The sequence below is a fragment of the Enterococcus sp. DIV1368d genome, from assembly GCF_050542975.1.
Classification (GTDB): Bacteria; Bacillota; Bacilli; order Lactobacillales; family Enterococcaceae; genus Enterococcus_D; species Enterococcus_D casseliflavus.
In genome coordinates this window covers 202,192-224,685 of the sequence record NZ_CP172939.1, presented here as the reverse complement: position 1 = coordinate 224,685, position 22,494 = coordinate 202,192, and the positions used below count along the sequence as shown (strand labels likewise).

The 22,494-nt window shown below is 44.4% G+C and carries 19 protein-coding genes; 1 reads left to right on the top strand and 18 read right to left on the bottom strand.

The features are described from left to right. Positions 1–4: 4 nt before the first annotated feature. The 11 genes from IGJ44_RS01010 to IGJ44_RS00960 form a co-directional block, all read right to left on the bottom strand. Entirely contained in the window at positions 5–1,378 is a 1,374-nt protein-coding gene (locus IGJ44_RS01010) for a PTS transporter subunit EIIC (protein ID WP_167826620.1), read from the bottom strand. Between the two features lie 14 nt (positions 1,379–1,392). Next, positions 1,393–2,337, bottom strand: a complete 945-nt coding sequence (locus tag IGJ44_RS01005) for a sugar phosphate isomerase/epimerase family protein (RefSeq protein ID WP_167826619.1) — start codon at positions 2,335–2,337, stop codon at positions 1,393–1,395. A 422-nt stretch (positions 2,338–2,759) separates the two neighbouring features. Next, positions 2,760–3,356 (bottom strand): alpha/beta hydrolase, encoded by a 597-nt coding sequence (locus tag IGJ44_RS01000; RefSeq protein WP_167826618.1) that lies wholly within the window; start codon positions 3,354–3,356, stop codon positions 2,760–2,762. 13 nt (positions 3,357–3,369) lie between these two features. Beyond that, a complete protein-coding gene (locus IGJ44_RS00995) occupies positions 3,370–3,978 on the bottom strand; it encodes a flavin reductase family protein (protein ID WP_008376465.1) in 609 nt (202 codons plus the stop codon). A 15-nt stretch (positions 3,979–3,993) separates the two neighbouring features. After that, the gene (locus IGJ44_RS00990; RefSeq protein WP_010748595.1) at positions 3,994–4,887 is read right to left on the bottom strand and encodes a VOC family protein; all 894 of its coding nucleotides are present in this window, start codon (positions 4,885–4,887) and stop codon (positions 3,994–3,996) included. A gap of 13 nt (positions 4,888–4,900) precedes the next feature. Then, positions 4,901–5,863 (bottom strand): ring-cleaving dioxygenase, encoded by a 963-nt coding sequence (locus IGJ44_RS00985; protein ID WP_167826617.1) that lies wholly within the window; start codon positions 5,861–5,863, stop codon positions 4,901–4,903. A 10-nt stretch (positions 5,864–5,873) separates the two neighbouring features. Further along, on the bottom strand, positions 5,874–6,302 hold the full coding sequence (locus IGJ44_RS00980) for a MarR family winged helix-turn-helix transcriptional regulator (protein ID WP_010748593.1): 429 nt from the start codon (positions 6,300–6,302) through the stop codon (positions 5,874–5,876). A 300-nt stretch (positions 6,303–6,602) separates the two neighbouring features. Continuing rightward, positions 6,603–7,667, bottom strand: a complete 1,065-nt coding sequence (locus IGJ44_RS00975) for a methylated-DNA--[protein]-cysteine S-methyltransferase (RefSeq protein ID WP_167826616.1) — start codon at positions 7,665–7,667, stop codon at positions 6,603–6,605. 295 nt (positions 7,668–7,962) lie between these two features. Beyond that, positions 7,963–8,475 (bottom strand): hypothetical protein, encoded by a 513-nt coding sequence (locus IGJ44_RS00970; protein WP_015508786.1) that lies wholly within the window; start codon positions 8,473–8,475, stop codon positions 7,963–7,965. Between the two features lie 12 nt (positions 8,476–8,487). Next, positions 8,488–9,594: a glycosyltransferase gene (locus IGJ44_RS00965; RefSeq protein WP_074536636.1), complete on the bottom strand. Its 1,107-nt coding sequence runs from the start codon at positions 9,592–9,594 to the stop codon at positions 8,488–8,490. An 11-nt stretch (positions 9,595–9,605) separates the two neighbouring features. Continuing rightward, a complete protein-coding gene (locus IGJ44_RS00960) occupies positions 9,606–11,093 on the bottom strand; it encodes a phytoene desaturase family protein (RefSeq protein ID WP_074536635.1) in 1,488 nt (495 codons plus the stop codon). Positions 11,094–11,646: 553 nt separating this feature from the next. Here IGJ44_RS00960 and IGJ44_RS00955 point away from each other — a divergent pair. Then, positions 11,647–12,024 carry a DUF7006 family protein gene (locus IGJ44_RS00955; protein ID WP_074536634.1) on the top strand — a complete coding sequence of 126 codons (378 nt, stop codon included), beginning with the start codon at positions 11,647–11,649 and terminating at the stop codon, positions 12,022–12,024. Positions 12,025–12,256: 232 nt separating this feature from the next. On the opposite strand, the gene IGJ44_RS00950 is transcribed toward IGJ44_RS00955, so the two are convergent. From IGJ44_RS00950 to IGJ44_RS00920, 7 genes are all read right to left on the bottom strand, one after another. Next, complete coding sequence (locus IGJ44_RS00950) at positions 12,257–13,750, bottom strand: helix-turn-helix domain-containing protein (RefSeq protein WP_205821171.1); 1,494 nt, start codon at positions 13,748–13,750, stop codon at positions 12,257–12,259. A gap of 278 nt (positions 13,751–14,028) precedes the next feature. Beyond that, positions 14,029–14,433, bottom strand: coding sequence for a hypothetical protein (locus IGJ44_RS00945; protein WP_167826615.1), 405 nt, complete (start codon positions 14,431–14,433; stop codon positions 14,029–14,031). A gap of 124 nt (positions 14,434–14,557) precedes the next feature. Then, positions 14,558–14,905, bottom strand: a complete 348-nt coding sequence (locus IGJ44_RS00940) for an LPXTG cell wall anchor domain-containing protein (protein ID WP_074536631.1) — start codon at positions 14,903–14,905, stop codon at positions 14,558–14,560. A 29-nt stretch (positions 14,906–14,934) separates the two neighbouring features. Further along, positions 14,935–15,489, bottom strand: a complete 555-nt coding sequence (locus IGJ44_RS00935) for a hypothetical protein (RefSeq protein WP_074536630.1) — start codon at positions 15,487–15,489, stop codon at positions 14,935–14,937. A gap of 24 nt (positions 15,490–15,513) precedes the next feature. Further along, positions 15,514–16,020 (bottom strand): hypothetical protein, encoded by a 507-nt coding sequence (locus tag IGJ44_RS00930; protein WP_074536629.1) that lies wholly within the window; start codon positions 16,018–16,020, stop codon positions 15,514–15,516. 18 nt (positions 16,021–16,038) lie between these two features. Next, positions 16,039–20,649 carry a hypothetical protein gene (locus IGJ44_RS00925; RefSeq protein WP_430606043.1) on the bottom strand — a complete coding sequence of 1,537 codons (4,611 nt, stop codon included), beginning with the start codon at positions 20,647–20,649 and terminating at the stop codon, positions 16,039–16,041. A 304-nt stretch (positions 20,650–20,953) separates the two neighbouring features. Further along, a complete protein-coding gene (locus tag IGJ44_RS00920) occupies positions 20,954–22,465 on the bottom strand; it encodes a peptidoglycan DD-metalloendopeptidase family protein (RefSeq protein WP_167826613.1) in 1,512 nt (503 codons plus the stop codon). Between the last annotated feature and the right edge of the window lie 29 nt (positions 22,466–22,494).

Sequence of the window (22,494 nt, the reverse complement as noted above, 5' to 3'; positions counted from 1 at the left end):
CTTTCTACGCCAATGTCTCGTATCGATTGGTAAATACAAATGCTAAGACTGCTGAAACCACCATTGAAATCAGTAAGCCGATCATCGCTTGTATGAAATTCGAGGAAGTTGAGCCTACAAAGGCGGGAAAAGTGGTGACACTACCAAAGACAAAGGCATTCGTTACAACTTGCATCAACCCTAAATAGGCACCACCCACAGCACCACCAATAATTTGCGCTAAGAAAAGTTTTTTATTTTTTACAAGTAAGCCGAACAAAGTAGCTTCGATAATCGCTGATAATGCGATCGTGACTAAGCCAGTTAAAGCAAAGCTTCGCAGTTTTTTATCTTTCGCTTTAAAGTAAACACCAATCGTTGTACCTATCACGGCGAAGTTGCATGCAAAAGTAAAAGGAACGATGTAATCAAAGCCATAGGTCGAAACGTTATTGATCATGATTGGATTGACTGCCCAGTGGATGCCCAAACTTACGAGAACACTCCAACCACCACCAACTAAGATTCCAGTTAGCACACTACTACGCTCGATCAACCAATTCACCACATTAGCAACTGCTTCGCCACTATAGACCCCGATTGGTCCAATAACGATCACTGTCAATGGAACCATAATCGCTAGTGAGACTAAAGGAACGACCACTAATTTTAAAGTCTCCGGTATGTGTTTGTCTAAGAATTTGTAGAGATATGAAAAAGCCCAAATCGAAAGGATGATTGGTACGACAGTCGAATTGTAGTTCATCAAAACGACTGGAATCCCAAAAAACTCCGTCGTTGCACCGTTGCCTGCTCCTCCCATCAATGCAATAAAATCAGGATTGATTAACGCAGCCCCGATCAATGCCGAGATATACGGACTGGCACCAAACCGCCGCGCTGAAGTAAACGCTAACAATACAGGCAAGAAATAAAATACACTCATAGAAGCAACAAATAAAATCGAATAAGTGCCGCTGTCTTCACTGATAATCCCGAGCTGAACAAACAAAATCAGCAGTCCTCTTAAAATCCCTGAGCCCGCCAAAACTGGGAGTAGTGGCGCAAAAATAGCAGATACAGCGGAAAAAATATTGCTGATAATACTGCCAAAAGCTTGTTCTTCCGTGATAGGGCTACCAGAACTTTCGTTACCTTTAACTAACGGCTCAAACTCATCATAGAGCTTTCCAACTTCTGTCCCAATCAAAAGCTGGTACTGGCCCGCCTTATTAATGACATTGATCACTCCGTCGATATTCTCGACGGCTTGATCATCCGCTTTTGCGGTGTCATGTAACGTTAGGCGCAACCGGGTGGCACAATGTGTCATATTGCGAACATTTTCCGCTCCGCCTATTTTTTCTAAAATATTTTTTGCCATCACTTTGTAATCCATCTTCCCCACTCCTTTTATTTTGATTGATTTGTTGGTGACAAAAATTCAAGCAGCAACTGATTGGCTGCGACTGCATCGTTTTGATCGATCACAGCTTGAATCGCAGCCAAGCCTACGTTATCGATCATTTGATCCATTTGCTTGATCATTTTCATGTTTTGTTCGCACTCTTTTGAGGCGTGTTCAATTACAGGGAACGTATCAAAATAAATCACACCGTCATAGTTATGTTTTTTGACATAATACAAGAATTCTAATGTTTTGAAGGGTGTTGCTGAACCGATCATCAATCCATCGTCGTTTAACCCATACCCATCATTCAGATGCACCCCGTATAATAACCCTTTTCCCGCGAACAGATCCGCAGCAAAAGCAGGATTTTCGTGTTTCATTAGCATATGGCAATAATCAAGGGTCACACCTACATTTTTGCGGTTGATCTCATTAAGCATCATTCCAGTGACACCCATACTATCAATGAACGCATAGGCTCTTGGTTGAAATGGTTTGTACTCGATACTGATTTTCAAATCTGGTGCGTAGTCAGCAATTTCAATAAAGGCATCTCGAATCTGATTCCAAACCTTTTGGTAATTGATTTGAAAACTATAGTCAAAGCCATCAAAACCAAGCCAAATGGTTATGACTTCTCCACCTGCTGCACGACAATAATCAGCAGCTTCTTTGCATAACGTTAAGGCATGCTGCGCAACCTGTGAGTTAGCATTGCCTAATTCACCGTTGATAAATTCTTCTCTAAATCGCAATGCAACACCATTCAATTTCAAATCAGCTTGTTCCAATCTCTCTTTCATTTCAGAGGCAGCCGTCCCACCGACGTGCTCCGGATAATTTAAATCTACATAATCAAGCCCCAATTCTTTGAATGCGCCAAATACATTGTCTAAATCATTTTCGTAAATTGATAAAAATGAATTGATTCTCGTTGCTAATTTCATCTTCATTCTCCTTAGCCATTTATTATAGACCCAGAATAGCACAAACTTTTTTCATTTACAACCACTTTATTTCATATTATTTCAAATTAATTCACTATGAAGCATTGCTTTTGTTGAAAGAAATACTTAAAAAAAGTGATTTTCAAGCATCTATTTTGTTAAAACTCACTTTTGAAATCATTTGAAATAAATTGATTTTTTATGGATTATTTTAAAACACATTGTCTTGATTCACTGATTATGCTGATTTGACTCTATTCGTTTCAGAAAAAGGATCATTTGGTAAATCCTTAGTTGGCTGCTATTGAACTAGGCGCCCCTAGTAATGTATCCCCTCTCACTCTTTCGAATTGTTTTCACGTGAAACAAAAAAGCCTAACCAACCAGCAGGATCGCTGTTTGATTAGGAAAGAGGCACTGCTTTATTGTTCGGTCAACCACGTGCGCGAGTGTTCGACTTCTTCATACGTTAACTGATGACTTGGGGTCCAAACGGTTGAAAGGACTGCACCCCGGGAGGTGAAGATCTCTTGGACGTAAGCACTGTCGGCTAGGGAAACGATCGGGTCGTTTCTGCCAAAACTCAGAAACACATGAGTGTCAGGCAAGGAATTCGTCGGTAAATTCTCGACTGGATACATGGCGTGGTAGAGGATCGCTTTTTTGAAGTGGTCGCTATCATTTAGTAATAAGCGAATGGCAATGTTGGCGCCATTGGAATAACCCACCAGTACCACTTGGGCTAATGAAAAGTTGTATTCTTTGGCGGCTTGCCGAATGAAATCGGCTAATTCGTCGCCGCGAAGTGCTAAGTCGGTTTCATCATACACCCCTTCAGCTAGACGTTTGAAGTAACGAGGCATGCCGTTTTCTAAAACGTTCCCGCGAATACCTAATAGTGATGCTTGGGGATCAAGGGTTTTGCCTACTTCCAGCAACGACTGTTCGTCGCCACCAGTGCCGTGGAGTAGCACCAAAACTGGTGCATCGGCTGCTCCTTGTTGGTAGATTGCTTTCATTGAAGTTCCTCCTTTAACTTGGTCGTTTGATATCGAAAATCTCCCCAATCGTTGCGTAAGAATTTCCCGCTAGCCGGCTGACTGCTTGTAACGCACGGGGATCGATCTTGCCGTCTTGATAGACATCCTCTGCAATCTGGTAGCCGACGACTTCCAACAATAAGAGATCGGCAGTGGTCTGCTGGTCTTTTTTGATGGGTACGTGCTGATGCAGAATCGTTTCTAGGCGTACACTGGCTTCGTTCAAGCCAGGAACGGCAATCGTTTTCGATGTCGTTGTGGTAAACCCAGAAACCGTCAACTCGCTTTGGTCTGCGGGCAATAATGCCGCGGTTTTATTGGCCTCTTGGACATTTGTTTGATCCAAAATATGCACGACGGCTTCTTTCGTCGCCAACAGATTGCGGGCGGTGTCTTTCAGTTCCCCCTCTTTGCGCTGGATAGCCAACGAGAGGATCACGGGTTCTGAGCTGACGATGTTAAAAAAACTGAATGGGGCGATGTTGACGATACCATCGGCTGATTGCGTACTGACCACTGCCACTGGCCGTGGAATGATGGAGCCAATCAGTAGTTTATAATTTTCTCGTTGGGTCAAATCCTTGGGATCTAAATAGTGCATATAGCGTCTCCTTTTCTAAACCGATAAATCTGGCAAGCGATCCTCGATCTCTACACGGCGGCTTTCAAATTGGGCTGGCAGCATCAACTGCTGTCCTAACGTTTCTAATGGTTCATCAACTAAAAAGCCTGGGGTTTCTGTTGCGATCTCAAAGACGATGTTGCCCCGCTCTTGGAAATAGACGGCTTTGAAATAGTTGCGGTCTTTGATTTCAGTGACTCCGTATCTTTGATCGTACAAGTACTCTTGCCACTCTTTTTGCACTGCTTCCGTTGGCACAGACCACGCGATGTGATGGACGGTACCGACACCCCAGCGCCCTGCTGGCAGTGCTTCATGGGGCACGACGATCTCATGAGCGAGGGTGCCTGCGGTATGAAGATGGGTGCTTTTCTCTGTTTTGTTAAAAATGTTCAGTCCTAGATCATCTGCCAGCGTTTGAATGGTCGCTTCTGGTTGTGCCGAAAGCAAGACGGCCCCATGAAAGCCTACAATCGCTGGTGTTTCCGCCGATTCTTCGGCTTCGACTAACGCCAAAGACAGGTCATGCTGATCATGAAGTTCTAAAGTTGGTCGATCAAACAATGTACTTTCTTGAACAGTTACTTGATGTTTCGCCAAATGTTCTTGCCAATAGGCACTGCTGCCTTTAGGAATACGAAAGGCGATCGTGCCGACTTGTCCGCTTCCTACTCGTCCAGGATGGGCATTTGCCCAGGGGAAGAAGGTGATGATGGTCCCATTTTCTAATGCTTGATTGCTGTAATAAAGATGATACGTGTACGGATCATCAAAATTGACGGTTTGTTTGACGAGGCGCAACCCCAACACGTCGCGGTAAAAGGCAACGTTCGTTTGCGGATCGCCTACGATGGCTGAAATATGGTGGATCTGTTGAATGGGTTGCATACTGTGTGCCTCCTTAGGCGCGTTTTGTATTGAAGGGTTTGATGACTCCTTCGATGTATTCACGGCGATTTTCTAAAAATGGTGCCAATGATAAGGACTCACCCAATGTTTCGTATGGCTCATCCCCCATGAACCCTGGTTCATCTGTTGCTAGTTCAAAAAGAATATGGCCGATGCGCACATACAAGGATTCAAAATAGTAGCGATCCACATAGCCGGAGTTGGCCAATCCCAAGTTATCAAAGATTTCTTGCCAAACTGCTAATGAGTCGTGGTGAGCTAAGCGAAAAGCGACATGATGCACTTCGCCATCGCCTTGTTGCGCTTGCGGGCTCGTGGTATCTTCCACTAAAACGACTTGGGCGCCATTGCCGCCTTCACCGACTTCTAACAAATAACGATTGTCTACTTGATCAATGGTTTTGAAATCAAAGACGGATTCCAGCAACCCTTTGAAATCTTGCAAGTAAGATACAGACATTTCGACAGGACCTAAGCCGTAAATCGCAAATTCAGTAGGAACGGGTCCTTTTTTCCAAGGAGTACCAGCTTTCACGCCAGTATTGTGTTCATCAGAGATCAGTTGATAAGCTTGCGTATCAAAATCCCAAAAGCGCAACACTTTTTTCCCAAATTCGGTGGTGATTGCCTCGTGTTTTACCTCAAATTCATCAAAGCGTGCGGCATAATAATCAAGGGCTGCGTCACTTGGCACTCGGAAACTGGTACGGGTGATTGAATTGGTTCCTTTGCTACCACGAGCGGTATTGGGAAAATCAAAGAACGTCATGGTCGTTCCCGGTGTCCCTAAATCATCCGCAAAGTAAGTATGATACGTATAAATGTCATCTTGATTGACGGTTTTTTTCACTAAACGCATCCCTAACACATCTGTAAAGAAATGGTAATTCCGTTCCACATCACTTGTCATAGCCGTCACATGGTGTACCCCTAATAATTGGTCTTGTTTTCTCATTTTCTTTTCCTCATTTCTGATCGTAAGTTATTTTTCGTAAAATTGTTTTTAATTGTTGCAATTCTTCACTGCTGAGTTCGGAAAAACTCGCCGCAATCTTTTGTGCATGACTGGGAAAAATTTTCTCCATCAACGCCCTGCCTGCTTCCGTAATACTGACGTATGTTACCCGTTGATCTTCTTGGCTAGGTTCCCGTTGCACGCAGCCTTTTTTGACTAATTGATCGACCACGTAGGTTGTGGAGCTACTGGCGATCAAGATTTTTTCCTTGATGGCTTGCGTCGTATGGGTGCCTTTATGGTAAAGCAACTCCAGTACGGAAAACTCTGTGATATTTAAGCCATAACAACGGACATCCTTTTTTGCCACTTGTTCCAAACGACTCGCCGTACGCAGCAAACCGATGTATGCTTTGAGCGCTTCTTCTTGATGCGCCATTTTCCTCACCTCTTTATTTCGAATTCGAGATAATCATAACTTACTTTTTGTAAGTTTTAAAAGGATATGCTTTGGTTATTTAAGAAAATCATTCAATGCTTATTTTTGTAGAGATAAAGAACGCTTAGACACTAACGACGGTCCTCGCCTTTTCTCTATGAACCCGCCAAATCTAAGAAAAAAAGCGGAACTTATGAAAGGTTCCATAAGTTCCGCTAAATATATATTTCAATGAAAAGGATTCGATCCATTCCATGTACCGATCAATGAAGCGCTGATTCCGACGCATACTTGTCCTTTTTAGATCATTGTGGTCGGCTGGACCTGCTTTTCCAAAGCCAGCAACCACTTTTTGCGTTCGACACCGCCGCCATAGCCGCCGATGCTGCCATCGCTATTGATGACGCGGTGGCATGGAACGATCAATGCCAATTGATTTTTTCCGTTGGCATTGGCAACAGCTCGGGTGGCTTTTTCATTGCCGATTCGCTGTGCCAATTGTTTGTAAGAGTATGTTTCTCCGATCTTCATCGCCAACAGCTGCTGCCAGACGGCTTTTTGAAAATCAGAGCCGATCAATGCGATGGGTACCGTGAAGGCAGTTCGATTCCCTGCAAAATATTCCGTCAGTTCTTGTTTGAGTTGCTGAATGATTGCTGTTTGCTGCGGAATGATCACTGCATTCAAGCGGCTTCTCAAAACAGCAATCTCCGTTTCTAGCCCTCTGCGATCCACGAATTCTAACAAGTAAAGCTGCTGCTGGTCGCTGATCGCCAACATCGATCCCAGCTTGGTCTCAAGCCAAGCAGAAGAAAGAATCGTTTTTTCGCGGCTGTTGGAAGGCAACTCCCCCATAATCCGAGAAAACGCATCTCGAAAGCCGTTGCCAGAATCGAAACCGGCTTCTAATTGCGCTTGGATCAGCGGTTCTCCTTCACGAATCTGCTTAAACGCTAATCCTAAGCGGCGTGCACGGGAGTATTCGATAAAGGTCATGCCAAAATATTTTTTGAATTGTCGGCGTGCGGTATTGGGATGGATCGCTAGTGCTTCAAAATCTTTGTCGGTCCACTTTTTCTCTGGGTTACTCTCCACGGCTTCCACCAGGCTTTTCACGTCAGGGGATAAGTGGCTAGGCGAGCTGAGCGGGCGACATCGTTTGCAGGGACGATACGCCGCCAGCAGCGCTTCTTGTGCCGTCTGAAAAAAATCGCAATTTTTTTTGAGCGGTTTTTTCGCTGGGCAGGTGGGACGGCAAAAGACGCCGGTGGTTTTTACCCCAACGTAAAAAATCCCTTCATATTGGGAATTTTTTTCAATCAACATGTCGTAATAGTGGTCCCGTTGTCGGCTATCTTCAATCACCTTGCGTATCCCTCCCTCTTTTCTACACTTACAAAAATACTTCGTGCCTGTCCAAACACACGATCAACCAATGCAGCAGTCTGCAATGGCAGTTCGAAAATTTGCCCACATCCTTCTGATGACATACGATCACCCTTTCCTTTGAATGACCTTAGTGTACAAAAAATGGACTTGGCACATCCCATAAAAATTAACACCAATTTTTTAAAAAGGATCGAAGGCAGTTGCCCTCCGATCCTTTTGATTTCCAGTTTGCCTATTTTTCAGCGAATCTTAAAGCGGCACCTACAGGAACCTAGACCGTCGCCTTCTGCTTGACTTGCAGGGCACTTTTTTTCCGCAAGACTCGCTCCAAACGGGGGCGATTGTAGCGTTGGATCATGATGAATGGGCAATTAGCCAATAACGCATAGACGATCATCACCCAGCCCGCCCACGCAGGATTCCAGAGGAAAAAGAACGGTGCTGGAACCATCAGCAGCCAATGGGTCAGCTCTGCTCGGCGTGTCTCAATGACGAATTTTTCCAGATAGTCCTTTTGCTGTTGAGCCAAGCGGGATTTGTCAAAGCCTTTTTTGGCAATCACAGTGCCGTCGGGCAATTTGTCTTTCCACTGACGAATACGAAACACCTCCGACCAGATCCTACCGCCTTTTTCAAAGGCAAAAGAACGGAACCAGTTGGCATGACGTTCAAAAAAGGCATCGCTGACTTTGCGCAAGCCAAAGGAGATGCCTAGATGAAACAGCAGCCAAGCCAAACTGTCTGTAATGAGCAAGAGCAGGGGAGATAAGGTGATCAGCGGCATGTGCATCGCCTCCTATAAATTGATTTTGCGTCCTTTCCAGGTCACGGATTTCAACAATTGGGTTTGGATCCACGACCAACCAAATAAGCCTAGGAAAAAAAGAAAGTAACATGGGAAAAAAAGCAGCAGGATTCGGTTGAAGTTGCCGACACGGCGGGCAAAGCGCAGAGTTTGTCCAAAATAAGCAGCATAAAAAAGCAGTCCTAGCCAAAGCGGTTCCATCAGAAATGGTGCCGCCAGTACCCCAATGCCGCCGCTGATCCACAAGATGACGCCCGCCATAATCAAAGGGTGAGTGGATTGCGAAGCAGTGGCAAAGTCCTTCGTCCAGCCTTGAACAAGTTGACGAACACCAGCTGGATACATCCGAAAGGCCACCAAGTCTTTTCCACCATACAAGGCGATCGGCAAGCGTTTTTTCTTAAAGCGTCTCGCTAATGCTAGATCATCTAAGATTCCTTGTGGCATGTCCTGATGTCCATTGGCTTGAAGGTACGCAGTTTTGCTGCACAAAATACACGGACCAAAGGCGCCGCCAGCTGAGAGTTTTTCGCCTACGATAGAAAAGCGGTTCAACCCGACAGGTAAGACGACATTAAAGACGGCAGACAGTTGTTCATACAGGCGCTTCGTTTGATGATAGGGCTGCACCGAGAGCAGTCCTTGTCCCGATCGCTCCTCATACGCAGCGAAAAGACGCTCTAAGCCATCTTCTGCTAGAAAGAAGGTATCGGCATCCAAAAATAATAGATACTTGCCCACCGCTTGTGAGGCGCCTAACCAACAAGCCGCCGCTTTCCCAGCAGAATCAGCAGTGGTTTGCAAGACCGTCGCACCGAAGCCCTTGGCACAGGCGATCGTCTCGTCTTCCGATCCGTCATCAACCACCAAAATCTCCACAGGATGAAGGGTTTGCTGCTGCAAGGACGCCAACAATTGCGGCAAATTTTCTGCTTCATTGCGGGCGGGAATGATGATCGACAGTTCTCCCCTCTCCGTCAAGTCTTTGGATGCGGCTGTCTCCTTGCGGGTGGGTATCGTCGGCAGGCGGAAAAAAATCAGCCAGCCTGCCAGCCAAGCAACGCAAATACCAGCGAGCAGCAGGTACACAGTCATCATCCTTTCTTGTCTTAGTGTTCTCTTTGGGTGATCATCTCACTGACTTGCTGGCCACTGAGGGTCACCATCGGCATGCCGGCACCTGGATTGACCGTACCGCCAACGAAGTATAGATTGTCGTAGCGTTCGCTGTGTTTCGGGTGTTTAAAGCCATGATTTTTCTTGCGATTAGAGACCGTGCCGTAGATGGCACCTCGATGTGACAAATAATTCTTTTGGATGTCTTCGGGTGTCCAGCGGTCTTCATACACGATGTGCTTACGTAGATCCGTTAAACCCATGTTTTCCAGCTTGATCAAGATCCGTTCACGAAAAGCATCGTATTCCGCTTCCGTAAAGGGCTTATCCTGCAAATAAGGGATATGAGGCAAGATTTTGATGTTCTCATGCCCTGCCACTGTTTGCGAAGGATCGGTTTTGTTGGCATTGACCAAATAGATCGTTGGATCTTCTGGCAGCTGATGCTGATGGAAATTTTGATCAAAGTTTTCTTTTGAGGCATTTGAAAAGAAAAAGTTGTGATGGGCCAATTGCGGATAGGAGGTTTTGACCCCTAAGTGCAAGACAAAACCAGAACTTGCTGGTTCAAATTTTTCTTCCAGTTTTTGAGTAAAGGTCGGCGCTTCTTCTAACAACTCTTCATAGGCCGGGATCACTTCCATGTTGGAAACAAAATAGTCGGCTTCGATCAACGTGCCATCATCCAAACGAGCGGCACGAATCTGTTCCTGTTCAACGATCAATTTTTCCACTTTGTGTCCCGTGTGGAAGGTCACACCGATCTCTTTTGCTAAGCGAACGATGCCTTCGGCTAAACGATGCATCCCGCCTGGCACGTACCAGACACCTTGGGCATGCTGCATATAGATCATCATGTTCAAGACGGCTGGAGCGTCATAAGGAGATGAGCCGACATACTTGATAAAATAGCTCAGCATGTCTTGCAGCTGCGGATTGCTGACACGTTTTTGAATGGCATCATGCATCGAAGAGAAATAATCAAAGCCTTTCAGCGCTTTGATCACGCCATGATACTTCAAGATTTCTTTCGTGGTATCTAAGCCTTTCTCAAAATAGCCTTTTTCTGTGATTGCATAAATCTTTTGCGCATAGTCCAAAAAGTCTTGGTACTCGGCCATGTCTTTTTCCGACAAGTGCGGGTTTTCCTTTGCCATGCGTGCAAGATCGCCATAGAGATCGATCTTTGTTCCGTCAGGAAAAAAGGAGCGCCATTCCAATGGCAATCGGCGAATCGCAACATAATCCGCCATATCGCGATTGCTGCCAGTAAATAACTTTTCGAAAATCTGCGGCATCGTCAAAATCGAAGGACCTAAGTCAAAGCCGAAGCCGTTTGTTTCCAGTCGGTTCAACTTGCCGCCTAAGTGTTGATTTTTTTCATATAATGATACATCAAAGCCATTTTGGGCTAATGAGACCGCCGCTGATAGACCACCAAGTCCGCCGCCGATCACTACAACTGTTTTTTTCTCTTTCATTGAATTGCTCCTCGTTTGCTTTAATGAACGACCCTATTTAGCCAAACCTTCTCGTCAAAACAGACGGTTGCGTCTCACTGCAACTGCGTGTCTTGGCACTGTTTTGGCATTGGCAGCTTGAATCAAAGGATCGTTTTTCTAGATAATTCTATAGTATCACACCTTTGAAAAAATGACGGGGATGAGCCTATCGGTCAATTGATACTGCTTTATCTGCGACCATGATTTCAGCAAATGAAAAAACAACCTGCTGGCAAAGAATGGAAACCCAGCAATCTCGCCCATTTAAGAAATATTCCTTTTATAACAATAATTACCAGAATATTTAAACATTTTTGACGTTAATACCAGCGAAAAACAAATCTTCGTATGGTTACGAAAAAACGCGTTTGAGCCGATTTGGAATATCCTGTACATTGAATGTAGCGAAAGTCCTTCCCCCAATCATAAAAAAAACAAAAGGGCCTTCTCAATAAGACATTGCTTAACAGTGACTCTTTTTGATAATGACACGTATTGTCGCCTTTTCCTAACACTTATAAGGAGTATTGATATGAACTTAAAAACGATCCAATCAGCCGAAGAATATTTAAACTTTTTTGACGAAGAATTTATCCACTCGCCCTGTTCTTATACACACCCAAAAATCTTTAATTTTTATCTCTCTTTGCGCCAAAGATTCTTAGCGATCTATGAACAAGACGAGGGTACTTTTTTCGAAAAAATGTCGTTGCTCTTAGATATCGACGCACAGCTGCAAATACTAAAAGAACTTTATGTTTTAAAAATTTCTTCTCTAAACGAGTATACGGAAGAAGAAATCATTCAGCTGACGGTCAAAGACAAAACCTGTTTCTATCGGGAATTGACCGGTCTTCAGCTAAACCAAAAGGCGCCTTGGAGTTTGATTTACTTAAGTGAAGCCCAATGATTCCGCCCAAATCGATCGATTGAATTGAAAACTGATGGTTCCAAAGGCTTGCATCCGTACCTGATGCACTCCCCACTTCCCCTCCACACACTCCTGCACAGCTGCGGAAAGTCAAGCCATTAAAAAAGAAAGCATCTTTCCTTACGTCTGTCTATGCAGTGAAGGAAACATGCTTTCTTTTCATGTAAAAGGCCCTTTCTAGCAACTCTTTAGGTCAAAACATAATGGGAAACTAGAAGAGGTCTTTTAGGGCAAATTGGCGGGTGACGTTAGGATTGATCCGTTCAAGCAGCCGATTCCAGTCAGAAGAAGACGGGATCGTTTTGAAGACGATACATTCAACGATATCTCGAAATTCGGTCGCATGCTCGGCATAGTTCGTCACTAGCAGATCAATGGTATTTTGTTCTAAATACTGAGCATTGACTTCCCCTGAGTCAGGATAAAAGACTTGATGGGATCGGCTAAAATAGCGGTTAGACCAGCCTTCAATGTACTGAACGATATTGTTATTTCCTTCGAAGATAAAGGCGATATTTTTTCGGGGAAACCAATGACGTTCTCGAACAGATTCAATAAAAATCACTAAGTTTGCACAAAAATCCGTCAGATACTCCTCAGAATAAAGGTTGTGGTACTCGCGACTATTTTCTAAAAACTCTCGGTAAGCAGCAAATTCCTTAGGAAAGGTTCTCTTAATAAACGCATTCACATCATAGATATTGCGATTGGCAGAAGTGGATAAGCACTCCTTCAATTTGGCAGAGGTAAAAAAAGATTCGATCAGAATCCGATCTTCTTTGGGCTTTTTCGACGATACCTTCAACATCTGATAAAAATCGTTGGTCAACGTGCGAATCTCAGTCCAATGATTATAAGAAAGACAAAATTTTTGTTCGACGATCACATTTTGCAGTTTTTTCTTTGTGATAATACTAACAAATAAAAAGATAAGTTCATCGTTCGTCAATCGACATTGAAAGTACTTGTCAATAACGCCATTGATTCGTTGAAAGTGCATCAGCTGAATACTGTGTCGCAAGGCGTGGTACAATTCAGCGTTGATTTGCACAGTCTTACCTTGCATAAATCGCTCAAGCGAAATATAGAGCAGATACGTGTATTGTGAAAACGAAACGGTGTGGTAACTATTTTTGTCAAACATCCTGCCGATTTCCGTTACTGCCTGCTGGACCGCAGCTGGCGGAAATACAGTGTGGGGGGTGCTGTCCGTTTCATAAAAAAAGGTACAGAAGAAATTGCGGATATCTGCTTCTTCCCCAACGATATTCACAGGATCTAATGCTAGCTGGAGATCAAAACGTGCCAGTTGTTCATGAATGCGCTGCAAGTACTTCGATAAGGTACTCTTGGATAAAAACAAGCAGTCCGCCCACTCATCGATCGTCTTTAACTCTCCAATAAAAATATTTTCCAATAAAATAAAGAGCGGTTCATTCGCTAAAAGCGAGGCTTTTTTCTTTTCATACTGTGAATAATCAAATAGTTCAAACGAATAGCCTTGATTGGTGGAAGTGATCAGGATCAGCCCACAGAAATACTCGTTGATCTGACTGATGTCTTTGCCAATCGTCCTCGTGGTACTAGTTGTTACTTCAGCCAATTGACTGGCACTACAAATTTCATTTTTTTCAAATTCACTTAGAATCTGCAGCCATCGGACGGTCGATTTGCTTGTGACAAAACTCAATTGAAAATTTTTCAAACATAAGCTCCTTACTAAAAAGTTTCTTTTTTGCGGCTAAATTACGCATGAAAGGCGCCTAAGCAGTCTCATTATATCGGTTTTCATCCTACATAAAAAATCGGTTTTTTCATAGCCTGATGAAAAAAAGCGTGGGTTCCAGACTACTGTTGTATAACAATTATTTTATCGGCTATTGAAAATAGTGCAAGGATTTCGCTTTTGCTTTCATTAGAGACCACCTAGAGCGGATACGCATCTTGCTTCATGTTTGAAAAAGCTACTGCGTGAAAAACCACCTATGTTTTCTTTATTTGTCTAAATGTGTCTGACATGATGTTTAAAAGCTGCTCATATTGAGATTCTTGACTTGCTTTTTTCACCCGTACGTTAAAGTCTTGCTCAATAAATTGTTTGGGTATCAACTGATCCATTTCTATTTTTGAAAGCCGCTCGGTACACTCCGCTAACAGTTGGTAATCCTTTACGAGTGTTTCAGGTAATTTATATGCTTGTGTAAAAAAGGAATAACTCACATTCTTTTGAATCGTTAGTGCCACCTGCTTTTGAATCAAATAGTGTAATTTTTCTAATTGCGTATCCGTAACGGATCGTTCACCGTTTCGTTCAAATAATTGACAGTAATAGTCTAAAAATTCACTATTAGCCATCACTGTTTCAAAATCCGTTTTATTTATTCTCATCCGTTGTTCTCCTCTTTCATTTTTCCATCAACACTTGTCATCTTGGATTCGTTTTGACCGAAAAAAAAGAAGCAGTTTGGTTGTTGCTACTGCTTCTTTTTTGATTTCGGACAGTCATCTCTTTTTAGTTCCTTCTTAATTGCCTACTACTAAACAAGTAAAAAGAAATGATTAATAAAAATAAACCCACGATTGATGCTATTTTTGCTTGCTCACTTCCCGTTTTAGGTAATGAGCCTTTGTTAATAGCCGAAACATCTGCGACGATTTTGGTTCTCCCATCGTCTCCAACGGCATCCGAATCTAGCTGTTCTTCATCCAGCTTGTCGTCAGTTTCTCCGATACGCCCTTGGACTTGCACAGAACGAGTGCCTGCATTGCCACTCGCAGTCTGTGCAAAGCTTTGGCTAGGTATCACAAACAAAACAAACAGGAGGACGATTAGTACATATTTCCAATGACCATGTTTCACACAGTTCCCTCCTCGCGTTTCCGTTTGTCTTACTCAACCACTGGGGCAAAGTTTAGAACCAATTTAAAACTTGGATTGACCTCTTTTTCATCTTGTTGAGGCGTCGCCGTTCCAGAAAAAGTAAACTCACCTACATTTCCAGATGTTTGATTTGATCCTAATTCAAATAGGTCGGTTTCTAACACATCCACGACTCCATCGGTAATCAAGTCAATCTCATTGACTGCTAATTGTTTGATTGGCTCGATTGTTACCGGGTCAATGACATCCGCCACTGTAGCAATCACTCCTTTTGCAGAATTATTGGTGATCGTATAGGTCGGAGACACGATTTCTTGATGTCCTGATTCTTGCGTCGTATAGAACAAAGCGGTCGTTGGAATCGTTACATTGATCCACTCATTAAGGTCACCAGGGTTTGGTCCAGGGGTTGTGTTGTCAAAGCTGCCGATGATCCCGTTGATTTGAACATCCCCGCTGGTTTCCGCATTGATGGATTGTGTCGTCGCTGCCGCGGTTACACCTCCAGCTAATAAAGTCAATACTGCGATGCTTCCTGATACAATTGCGTTGATTTTTTTCATTTTTCATTCTCCTTTTGATTTCAATTAATTCTGAATTTTTATCGTTATTGCTGCTTCTGTGACTCCTTGTTTTTCATGTGTTTCTGGGTCATAAATGTTGACTGTTGCTGTGGCTGCATATTCGCCTTTTTCTAAGGGTTGAGCAAGCTTAGCAGTCAAAATCTGCTGATTTGGATAAATTGCACCCGAAGAATAAATCATTTCTCCGGTTTCATTTAAATGAATATCCACTGCGATCGGATAGACATTAGTTGCCGGATTGATGATCTCAATGGATCCTTCGCGATCGCCTGCTTCAAAAACCGCAGAAGGATTGATAGTCAGCGTAAAATAATTCGCATCTGCTACCTCTTGCGCTCTTTCAGCTACTTCACGATCGGAAGCATCGCCGATTTCCGGTAAAAGATCGGCGCTGATCACAGGAACATTCACTTGTTGCTGATTCAAGTAATAAAAACCGATACCGCCCAGAAAGGAGAGCAGTAACAAAAGGAAAAACAGCTTATTTCTCTTTGGATTTTCCATTGTCATTACAACCACTCCTTTGTATTATTTAGGAACGAATCTTAAAACAAAGCGATATTGAGGGCGTAGATTGTCCTCGTAGTACCCGCCTTCTTCGTATTCTGAATCAACGATCCAAAGCGGGTAATTGCCGTAAAAGGTTCCGCCTAAGGTCATCGCTGATTGATTGCGGGCAGGCATGGAAAGCAAGTCCGCTTCAGGCATCTGATCGTATAGGCGAACCGTCGCTTGCTCTGTCATTAAATTCAACGCCAACAACGGTTGCGAAATATCTTGTTCTGTCAAGATTGGGTGTTCTTCTTCCGAGTCTGGATCTGGCTCAGCATAATCCAATGGATCTTCTTCCTCTTTCAACAGTACGATCCCAGCAGAATCTTCAAGAATTAGTCGGTTGACTTTGACATCTACCCCTACATACGAGTTGTTGCGGATTTCGTATTCAGGGCTCGTGAAGACACGATTGCTTTCTTGACTGTCATACATTGATTCAAAGAGCATGCGAGTCGGTATCCGCACGGACAGTTGCTCTAAACTACTTGTAACATCGATCCCAACCGTAAACTCATAGGTTTTTCTACCGACTTCTAATACGGCAAAATACGTACCATCTTCCGTCACGTCTGTTGTTAGATTGGTTTTCGCCAGACGAATCTCTTCAGACAAATCTGCATCGCTTAGTACATCGCGTGCCGAAGCTTCACTTTCTTCGACAATCAATTTATGCAATTCTTCTTCCGTGCCCAATTGGTTGATCGTCTGCCGATCGAGGGTGATGTTAAATGCCTGGTATTCTACCCCTTGGATGACGGTTACTTCTACATCAATATCAATGTAAAAATCGTGGTCCGGTTTTGTAAGAAAAACATTCAGCTTGCTGCCCGTTTCTAACCGTTCATTTTCTGCTAGTTTGATCGTAAAGTAGCGATAAAACTGATTTTCATCACGATAATCTCCCCATTGGATCATGCGTTCGCCACTTTCAGAAACCGTCTCATTGGTGATGATCACCGTTTCTCCCTCAGTATTCTGATAAGTGATTCGTGCTTGAGCATCCTCATACATGAACCCGGTGATTTCCGTGGATTGGTCACTCAAGGGATCGATCCGAGCCATCAAGCCTTCCGGTTCAGAAAAGCGTAACCGACTAAAATTGTTGCGGGCGATCGCCGTTTCAATCGGTGTATTATTGCCAGTGGAGGTCACTGACCCCGTTACTGATTCAGCGGTCATCAGAAAAGCCTGCGAAACAGCATTCATTGCGCCTGACCAGACGCCTGCTGGCAACCCATTCGCATTTGTCCCATTATTTCTGTTGATACGGAACACACCAGACAGATTAATAAACTCTTCAGCTGGTGACGAAGCGGCTGTCTGATTCGCCCCTTGCCATAGCGTGAGTTTTTGATGCATCACATTGATGCGTAGCCCATTTGCTAAGAAGTTTGTTTGGGAACGAATCAACCGTTGCAGATTGCCGTTGCTTCCCCCCGACACTGCACTTGGATGCGCTAATTCGAAAGATTTTACATTCGATAGATTCAACTGGGCATTCGCTTGTCGGAAAAACAGCACCGCACTTGACAGGGATTTATTGATCGTCGTTTCAATCAACACCGTTGCATCTTCTCCAACATTAAAGGTACGACCAACATTTACTAAGGGCCGATTCGTAAATTCTGCTGTCGTTCGTTGGTTTTGGTAGCCATCTCTGACAATAAACTCCGCATTTTTCCCAACGTTGATCGTCCCAAAAGCATTGGTTAGATTGAAACCACCAGCACCACCAGTCGCTGTATTCAACCCACGTTCCGTCAATACATTGAGCTTAGCGCCCTCGTCTAAAGTCAAGGTTGAGGTGGCCTGTACTTGGAAAACGCCACCCGATTGGCTAATGTCGAATGTAGAATTTTTGCCAAGGAAGACCGTAGAATTCGCTGAATTCAATAGAATAAAACGTGAATCCGCAGTCGTCCTCGCTCTCGTTGCTTGAAAATCTGCCTCTTCTCCAAGTACAAAGCGTTGTGCGACTCGAATAGAAGCGTAATTGGTTCCTACAGCCGGCGCGGTACTACCACTCGTTGGCTGTGTGTAACGATACGTTCCTTGATCTTCTAAGACGAACGAACGAATTGTATAATTGGCGGTAAACCCCCAACCCGTTTGGATCGTATTGATGGAACGCTTCCCAAGAGATACATCGGTCGTTGTTACCCCACGCAACGCCATTCCTAATTGACTGACTGTCAATTTACTTCCCTCTAATGTCGTAAAGCGTGAACTTGATCCGGTTAAGCGAAAGGCTGGACCATTCACATTGCTGGTTCGTGTGACAGTCACTTCCGCTTCTTCTCGAATCAAAATTTCTGTGGTAAAGGTAAAATATTGCAGATTCAGTGCACTAGTAGACGGTTCAGTCACGTTGATCTTCGCACCTGGTCCTACGTCTAAACGACGCATCGTTGTATTTCCAGTAAACCCGCTTGTTGTATTGAGCGTCACTTCTGATCGCGCCCCTATGAAGGCATCCGAGGAGGTATTTCCAATGACCAATGGTCCTCTTTGCGTTAGATGGATCTGCGCCTCTTCTTCTGTCACAAAACGGGCATTAGCCGAGGAAAACTGCACCATGCCCTGAGTTCCTGTAGAACTGCGGGTGGATGTCAGTTTGGCTCCTCGCTCCATCAGAAAACTACTTTGCACATTGAATCTTGCTACAGCTTGTTGATTGGCCGTGTGCTCTGAAAGCACCATTTCCGCCCCTTGCTTCAAGGTGAAGTTTCTGACTGCAGTGCCGTTGGTGACCCCTCTGCTCAGGGCCGCTTCGACACGACTATTTTCCTCAAAAACAACTTCGGCTTGCTGCGCATGAAGCAAAGCGCCGCGATGGTTTGCTTCCAGTGTACTGTGTTTGCCAAAGACGATCCTGCCGCCAGCAAGGTTTAAGCGGATCACAGCATTTGTTGTTAAGGTACTAACCGTTCTTCGTCGTGGAACACTAATGCTGCTGTGCTCGCCGACCGTAAAACGGCTTCTAGCAAAAAAGGTATTGTAGGCGGAACCTGTCGTTGCATTTGTCGGTTCTTGAATGTTCAATGAAACGTGATTCCCAATATCGATCGCATTGACATTGACACTCCCGTTGAAGCCAAAACTATGGGTATTATCGATCACGGCATGGTCGCCGATGGTGATCGTACTGGTGGCGACCCCTGTAAACATGGGGCCTTGTTGTTGAATCGTCGTTTTCGTGTGACTGCCTAATTCAGCAATTGAATTGGCACTTCGCAAGTGAACAAATGCCCCAGTTGTTCCTCCGGAGCGATTCCCCTCAAGAGTGACTGCTTGAGCTTCTGACGAGGCTGCTTCAGTTTTAAATACTCGTCCGATATTGATTGCTGGAAAAGCAGACACAGAGCCAAATTCACTAAAAGTTAGTTTACTACGACTGGCTAAGTGCAGTTCGCCAATTGTTGATGTAGTGTTTCCCGAAAATCCTTGGCCTAACCCACCGTCGAAGTGCGCACCGTTTTCCAGATGAACGATGCTGTCTTGTGTTGTGTTCGTTACCGTCACAAACATTCCTGTTTGTCGGACGTAGACGTGACTGTCTTGTCCCAGCGTCATCACAGGCGCACTGCCTGTTAGCCGAACGACTGCGCCATTGTTGGCATTGTTGTTCTTTTCCAAGCGAAAATCGGCTTCTTCTGCAAAAACAATTTGATTCGCTTCGAAAAATGGATTCGATCCGCTGCCGGCGATCGTTGCGTGAAAATGATCATTGACCATGATCCGATTGGCAGAAAAGAATACGGGAATCGCTGTTGTACTAGTCGTTAAGCGATTATTCCCCGTGAAGGTGATCGTCGCTTGATTGTTGCTACTGAATCGACCAGTCGCATTGCTGCTCACAAAATTCACGTTCGTAAACAACAGGTTTACCGATCCTTGCGTTTGAACAAGTCCGCCGGCGCTCGTAATATTTGAGAAGGTCAGATTCTCAAATTCTAGTCGTTGTGCACCAAGAAAGACCATCGTGTTTTCAGTATTGTTTTGCGCAGCTGCTTGGGAAATGGTGACTCCTTCATTGCCGCCAGCAAATGTGATGGCTTTTCTGGCGATTCCGCTAATCGGCTCGGTCAATTGCAGACTTTGGAGGAACGTCAGTACAAGATGGGTCTCATCATCAATTGAGCTGTAATTTTGACTGCTGCCGCTCCCTAACGTGTAAGTTTCTCCTAATAAAACTGCTCGGAGATGCTGCTGGTTTTCAATCGTAATATGCAGAACAGCTTCATTTTCAGAAAAAAGTTCTGGTTCTTCCGAATCTTCTGGTTCTTCCCACGAATCGGTTGATTCTACCGTTTCAAGGTCATCATTTTCTGGTTCTGACGGCAGCTGAGAAAACTCATCCGTTTCATTTTCTGGTGCTTCTTGACTGCTTTTATCATTGTTTGAGTTGCTTTCCTGTGTCTCTGGCTGCAACACCTGCTCTGACTGATCATCACTGGCGGTATCATCAGTCTCACTGCTAGGCAGCCAATTTTCCGAATCGGGTGTTCCTGTTGCTTGCGGATCGACCTGCTCACTTAAAACTTCCGTTTCTCCTTCATAAGCTTGGAGAGTTGACGTCGTCAATAAGGGATGCAGTAGTGCAGACAGGCACAAACTAAAAACAATGCTCTTCTTTAATTTCTTTGAAGCAATAGCTCATCCTCCTCTCTCACTTCTTTGATAACAATCACAACCACGTTCCATCTAAACTAGCTTGGAATAGCAACTGTTATTGTTATGTGAAAATTATATAAAATCGTCTTACGCTTTTTTTAAACTTTTTTTTTATTTTCTTGAAAAAAAATTTAAAAACTTGCTGTTCCAATAATTTCAAAAAAAAGGCAAAAAAAAAAGAAAGCATCTCTGATACTCTCTTTTTTGACTATTCTTATTTTGTTAAAAAAGCGATTGGATCGACCAATTGCGCTTGGCTCAAGCTAGGCGATGCACTGACTTCAAAGTGCAGATGTGCTCCTGTGCTATTGCCTGTACTGCCCATGAGGGCAATCGTTTCTCCTTGTTTCACTTGTTGGCCAACCTTTACAAGGTTCTGTTGATTGTGGGCATAGAGTGTCGTCATCCCGTCCTCATGGAGAATCGCTACATAATTCCCCCAAGAAGGATGTACCTCTGAACGGATGACCGTTCCAGATTGACTCGCCAGGATTGGGGTCCCAAACGCTGCGGCAAAGTCAACACCTCGATGAAAGCTTCCCCAACGTGGACCAAAAGTAGAAGTGACAACGGCTTTTTCAACAGGAAAAAGATACGTCTCACTTACGGTCACATCAGGTTTTTTCTGATCATAACGGGTCAACGCATAGGCTTCGATCAATGCTTTCAGCTTTTGATCATACGTCGTATCTGTGGCATACCGACCAGTCAAATAGCTGGCAGCCTCTTGATAAGAAGCCGCTTCTGATTTCCATACGCCTTTATAAAAATCAGACTGCTGCCCGACCCCTTCTTTCAACAAGCGAGCATAGTCCATCAATGACTCTTTGTAGCCAGTATATTGGCGGAAAGTTGCTGTGATTGTATAATGATTTCCCGAACCATCATCTTCTTGTGTCCGAAAAGCGACACCCTGTCCCTGATAGGTTCCTTTGATGCCAAAGAGATTGAAGTATGGCGCCTGACTCAGTCTGCTTTGCCCGCCACCTGATTCTAAAATAGCCTGGGCAATCATGACAGAAGCGTACAAATCATTTTTCAAGCCGATTTCTCGGGCATCTTCGCCGATTTCTTGGATAAAATCCCACACTTCTTTTACTGGTGTGACCGTCAAGCTCGTTTCGCTGCCTTGCTGCGGTGTCGGATCGGATTGACTTGGCCCGCTTGGTGCTTGGGTACTTGGTGGCATGATCGGTGACACAGCCGCCGGTGTTGCTTGACTTGCTTCACTGTTTGCTTCTGGTGTCGGTTTCGTTTCTACAGGTTTTGACGGTTTGGGCTTCTCTGGCTGCGTTTCAGGTTTGGGCGCTACAGGCTGTGTTGGTTCTTCTGGTTTGGGTGCTGGCGTTGGTTCTTCTGGCTGAGAAGGCTCTGGCTTACTCGGTAGCTCTGGTTCTGGTTCTGGCTCTGGCTCTGGGGTCGGTTGGGGAACTGGGGTCGGTTCTTCGGTTTGCTCTGTTCCCTCCGGCGCTGTCTCAGATCCTTCTGGTACACTTTCTACAGGTGCCGATCCTTGCTCAGAATCGGACACTTGTCCTTCCACTGCTGGAGCAGTTTCTTCGCTAGTCACTTCTGTGCTGCTACTGTCACTTGCTTGTGCAGCTGTTTCTGATGTTTGGGCAACGATCGTACTTTCCGATGCAACAACCGCAGCTGAAACTGGCACACCAGCTAAAAGTTGTCCGCAAACCAAAAGAAGCGCTACCCCTTTTTGCGAATGCTTCATAGGCGAAATCCTTTCTCTTCCTTTTTCCT